This is a genomic window from uncultured Ralstonia sp. (assembly GCA_913056305.1).
Classification (GTDB): Bacteria; Pseudomonadota; Gammaproteobacteria; order Burkholderiales; family Burkholderiaceae; genus Ralstonia.
On record CAJXMR010000272.1, the window covers coordinates 1 to 5,475 of the forward strand.

3 protein-coding genes are annotated in these 5,475 nt (G+C 67.7%); 2 read left to right on the forward strand and 1 reads right to left on the reverse strand.

Annotated features, from left to right (window positions below):
• The coding region (gene icmF, locus QZ609_RS24075) for a fused isobutyryl-CoA mutase/GTPase IcmF (protein ID WP_295500254.1) at positions 1 to 2,798 on the reverse strand (2,798 nt) is incomplete at its 3' end.
• A gap of 326 nt (positions 2,799 to 3,124) precedes the next feature.
• On the opposite strand from icmF, the gene QZ609_RS24080 reads away from it, so the two are divergent.
• Both QZ609_RS24080 and QZ609_RS24085 read left to right on the forward strand, forming a co-directional pair.
• Positions 3,125 to 4,174 carry a hypothetical protein gene (locus QZ609_RS24080; RefSeq protein ID WP_295500258.1) on the forward strand — a complete coding sequence of 350 codons (1,050 nt, stop codon included), beginning with the start codon at positions 3,125 to 3,127 and terminating at the stop codon, positions 4,172 to 4,174.
• Positions 4,175 to 4,420: 246 nt separating this feature from the next.
• The coding region (locus tag QZ609_RS24085; protein WP_295500260.1) for an ammonium transporter at positions 4,421 to 5,475 on the forward strand (1,055 nt) is incomplete at its 3' end.

A 5,475-nucleotide genomic window follows, 5' to 3' on the forward strand; every position in this document is an offset into this window, starting at 1 on the left:
GCCAGGCCCCACTCGCGGTTGATGATGAGCTGGATGGCCAGCGCGCGCCGCACCGATTCCGCCGTGGGCGTGGTGATGGCCTCGTCGTAGGCATTCGTGTGCAGGCTGTTGCAGTTGTCGTAGATGGCGATCAGCGCCTGCAGCGTGGTGCGGATGTCGTTGAAGGCGATCTCCTGCGCGTGCAGCGAGCGGCCCGAGGTCTGCACGTGGTACTTCAGCTTCTGGCTGCGCTCGTTCGCGCTGTACTTGTCGCGCATCGTCACCGCCCAGATGCGGCGCGCGACGCGGCCCAGCACGCTGTACTCCGGGTCCATGCCGTTGGAGAAGAAGAACGATAGGTTCGGCGCAAAGTCGTCGATATGCATGCCGCGCGCGAGGTACGCCTCCACATAGGTGAAGCCGTTGGCGAGCGTGAAGGCGAGCTGCGAGATCGGGTTCGCCCCGGCCTCGGCAATGTGGTAGCCCGAGATCGACACCGAGTAGAAATTGCGCACCTGGTGGTGCACGAAATATTCCTGGATGTCGCCCATCACCTTGAGCGAGAACTCGGTCGAGAAGATGCAGGTGTTCTGGCCCTGGTCTTCCTTGAGGATGTCGGCCTGGACCGTGCCACGCACGTTCTGCAGCACCCACGCGCGGATCTTCGCCTCCTCACCCTCGGTCGGCTCGCGGCCGTTGTCGGCGCGGAACTTGGCGAGGTTCTGGTCGACGGCGGTGTTCATGAACATCGCCAGGATGGTCGGCGCCGGGCCGTTGATCGTCATCGAGACGGAGGTGGCGGGGCTGGTCAGGTCGAAGCCGTCGTACAGCACCTCCATGTCGTCCAACGTGGCGATGGACACGCCCGAGTTGCCGACCTTGCCGTAGATGTCCGGGCGCAGGTCCGGGTCTTCGCCGTACAGCGTGACGGAGTCGAACGCGGTGGACAGGCGCTTGGCATCCATGCCGGCGGAGACGAGCTTGAAGCGGCGGTTGGTGCGGAAGGCGTCGCCCTCGCCCGCGAACATGCGGGTCGGGTCTTCATTCTCGCGCTTGAAGGCGAACACGCCGGCGGTGTAGGGGAAGCTGCCCGGCACGTTCTCGCGCATCAGCCAGCGCAGCACTTCGCCATCGTCTTCAAACGGCGGCAGCACGACCTTGCGGATGGTGGTGCCGGAGAGCGTCGTGTGCGTGAGCTGCGTGCGGATCTCCCGGTCTCGGATCTTCACGACGTACTCGTCGCCGGAATACGCGCGGCGCAGGTCGGGCCACATGGCGAGCAGCTTGCGTTCGGTGGCGCCGAGCTGCGTGTCGCGCTCGGCGGCTTGCGTGTCGAGGGCGGTCAGCGCATCGCCGGTGGTGCCGGCCGCTTCCAGCATGCGACGGCTGGCCCGCAGCTGCTGGCGCTCGCGCGCGAGGCGGCTTTGCGCGTCGACACGGCGGTGGTAGCCGCGCACGGTGTCGGCCAGCTCGGCCAGGTAGCGCACGCGCGCGGGCGGCACGATGGCGTCGTGGCTGGTGGAGCAAGGGCCGGCCGGGCGCGGCAGCGTACGGTCCGCCAATGCCATGCCGCGTTCAGCCAGCCGATCGGCCAGTGCGTGGTACAGCGCCGTCACGCCGTCATCGTTGAAATGCGAGGCCTGCGTGCCGAACACCGGCATGTCTTCCGGCTTCGCATGCCATTGCTCGCGGTTGCGCTGCACCTGCTTGGACACGTCGCGCCACGCGTCCTGCGCGCCCTTGCGGTCGAACTTGTTGATCGCCACCAGGTCGGCAAAATCGAGCATGTCGATCTTCTCCAGCTGGCTGGCCGCGCCAAACTCGGGCGTCATCACGTACAGCGACAGATCGACGTGCGGCACGATGGCCGCATCGCCCTGGCCGATGCCCGAAGTCTCGACGATGATGAGGTCGAAGCCGCCCGCGCGGCACGCCGCAATCGCATCGGGCAGCGCGTCGGAAATCTCGCTGCTGGCCTCGCGTGTGGCGAGCGAGCGTACGAAGAGGTTCGGATGGTTGATCGCGTTCATGCGGATGCGATCGCCCAGCAGCGCCCCGCCCGACTTGCGCCGCGACGGGTCGATCGAGATCACGGCAATGCGCAGGCGGTCCTGCTGGTCGAGGCGGAAGCGGCGGATCAGCTCATCCGTGAGCGATGACTTGCCCGCGCCACCCGTGCCCGTGATGCCGAGCACCGGCGTATGCACGGCCGCCGCGCGATCGTGCACGGCCTGCCGCAATGCCGGATCAACGCGGCCCGATTCCAGCGCGGTGATCAGTTGCGCCAGCGCGCGCCGATCCCCGTTGGCCACGGGCTCCAGCGTGGTCGGCGCATAGGCGGAGAGATCGAGATCGCAGCGCCGCACCATGTCGGCAATCATGCCGGCCAGGCCCATGCGCTGACCGTCTTCGGGGCTGTAGATGCGCGCCACGCCGTAGTCCTGCAGCGCGCGGATCTCCGCCGGCACGATCACGCCGCCGCCGCCGCCGAACACCTGGATGTGCTCGCCGCCGCGCGCGCGCAACGCGTCGATCATGTACTTGAAGTATTCGACGTGGCCGCCCTGGTAGCTGGAGACCGCGATGCCCTGCACGTCTTCCTGCAAGGCAGCGTTGACCACCTCGTCCACCGAGCGGTTGTGGCCGAGATGGATCACCTCGCAGCCCATCGACTGCAGGATGCGCCGCATGATGTTGATCGACGCATCGTGGCCGTCGAACAGCGACGCGGCCGTGACGAAGCGAACCTTGTAGCGCGGCGCGACGGGCTCGCTGGCCGGGGTCGGTTCGGCCGCGCGGGCGGCGGAAAGATCGGTCATGTCTCCACCTTCGAAAGAGTGGGCGCCGGCGTTGGAGGTTTTGTGCGCCGCACAATGCGCGGCGTGCCGGTCGGTCGTCGTGGAGACAGTATTTTCGGGCGTGACGTAAACGTCAACCAGTCAAACGCCACGGCAACGGCGATCCCGACGGGCGCTTTTGGATGCCCATTGGGGAAGCCTCTACAGTGATCCGATCGCCACGCGCGGGGCGCATGAAAGCAACATCCGCCCCGGATCGGGGTGATGCCTAGCTTGCACACAATCAATACAAATCGCTACAGTTCGGCTTTGGCCGGCACCGCTGCTGGCCTCGGGGGGCACCAACCATGTCACGCCGCGCAACGCTGCGCTGGTATTTGATCGCCTTGCTGGCGTGGCCCCTGCACGCCCTTGCGTGGGATTACACCCCGGGCGGCATCCCCGGCCTGGTGGGTGTGCTCGGCTTCCTGACGGTGCAGGCGCAGGCGCTCGACCGCGCCATCCAGCGCTACCCGGGGCAACGCGAAGACCTGATCCGCGCCCGCACCCAATTCGACGACACGTTCCCGCAGGCATTGGCCCACACGCGCCGCCTGATCGCCGGCATTCCGCTGGCCGATGACGAGCGCCAGCTGCTGATCGAGCGCGTGCTCGACGTGCACCAGTCGAGTGTGGCGATTGCCACCCAGACCGAACAGACCGCGCAGGCGCTGGCCCAGCGCGTGAGTGTGCGCGCACAAGGCGAGCTCGACCGGGCCACGCTGCAGACCCTGCTGGCAGTGGTCTACGACGACCGCCCGGGCGATGAGCTGGGCAGCCGCTTCACCCAGGGCGTCACGCTGGCCGACTGGCCGAACGCGCGCGGCGCCGGCCTGGCGTTGCGCCTGCCGTTCTCGTGGGAGCGCGTACCACCTGCTGCGCCACGCAAGCCCGACCCGGGCCGCGTGGCGATCGGCGCCTGGGCCAACCAGGGCGGCGCGGGGCTGTCGCGCATCGAACTGCTGGTGCGCCCGCACGATGGCGAGCTCGAACCGGTGCCCGAGAGCCGCGAGCCGCGCTGGCTGCGCGAATCGGTACGGCAAACAGTGTCGCTGCCGTGTCGGCTGATCGGCTGGGGCACGCAGCCGTTCGGCGGACGCACGGGCGTGTGGGCCAGCTATATCGGCGAGGCGCCGGGCCCGCGCGTGCCGCACGCCACGGGCAATACGCTGGTCGGCCGCGTGTTTATCCTGCCGGCGGACGGCGCCCTGCTGATGCTGCATATGCAATCGCCCGCCGCCTCGCCCGAGCAGGCCAGCGTGGTGCGCCAGCGCTACGAGCCGCTGTGGAACGCGATTGCCGCGTCCTTTGCCCTGACTGCCGCCAAGGCCGCCCAGGCTGAAGGCGAGTCCAAGTAACGCACCAATCCTGCGCGCACGCGCCCCAACGCGCACCGAATACGCGCAAGCACGCACCGAATTTGGGCGATAAGGTAGCCGTCACCTGACTGCCTGCGGCCCACCCCACCTCCGCACGGCGTTGGTGCCTGACGCACCGAATGTGCGCCAGCATGGAACGGATTTTGCGTTTGTCGACGCTTTTTGCGTCATTTGTGGGCATGCGGCACCACAAGGACGCACCCTCCCATCCGCACGACAACCGCCATGAACACCATAAAAACCGGGGGCGACGCGCTCTTCATCCTGCTGGGCGCCATCATGGTGCTGGCCATGCACGCCGGCTTCGCCTTCCTTGAGCTGGGCACCGTCCGCAAGAAGAACCAGGTCAATGCGCTGGTGAAGATCCTGGTCGACTTTGCCGTGTCCACCATCGCGTACTTCTTCATCGGGTATTCGATCGCCTATGGCGTCAACTTCTTCACGGGCGCCGACGTGCTCGCCCAGCAGAACGGCTACGAACTGGTGAAGTTCTTCTTCCTGCTGACCTTCGCGGCGGCGATTCCCGCCATCATCTCGGGCGGCATTGCCGAGCGCTCGCGCTTCGAGCCGCAACTGGCGGCGACCTTCGTGCTGGTCGGCTTCGTCTATCCGTTCTTCGAGGGCATCGCTTGGAACGAGCGCTTTGGCATCCAGCACTGGCTGCAGGCGGCCACGGGCGCCGAGTTCCACGACTTTGCCGGCTCGGTGGTGGTGCATGCGGTGGGTGGCTGGATCGCGCTGCCGGCGGTGCTGCTGCTGGGCGCGCGCCACGGCCGCTACAAGGACGACGGCCGCGTCGCCGCGCATCCGCCGTCGAACATCCCGTTCCTGGCCGCGGGCGCGTGGGTGCTGGCAGTGGGCTGGTTCGGCTTTAACGTGATGAGCGCGCAGACGCTGGACAAGATGAGCGGCCTGGTCGCCCTCAACTCGCTGATGGCCATGGTGGGCGGCACGCTCACCGCGTGGTGGGCCGGCAAGAATGACCCCGGCTTCTCGTATAACGGCCCGCTGGCTGGCCTGGTGGCAGTGTGCGCGGGCTCCGACGTGATGCATCCGCTGGGGGCGCTGGCCACCGGCGGCATGGCTGGCGTGCTGTTCGTGTGGATGTTCACGCGCGTGCAGAACGTCTGGCGCATCGACGACGTGCTGGGCGTGTGGCCGCTGCATGGGTTGTGCGGCGCCTGGGGCGGCATCGCGGCCGGCATCTTCGGCCTGAAAGCGCTGGGCGGCCTGGGCGGCGTGTCGTTCTGGGCGCAGGTGGCGGGCACGGCCGGCGGCAT

Excerpts from the sequence above, each read along its gene's own strand:
- QZ609_RS24080 (WP_295500258.1), top strand. The coding sequence starts at position 3,125 with ATGTCACGCCGCGCAACGCTGCGCTGGTATTTGATCGCCTTGCTGGCG.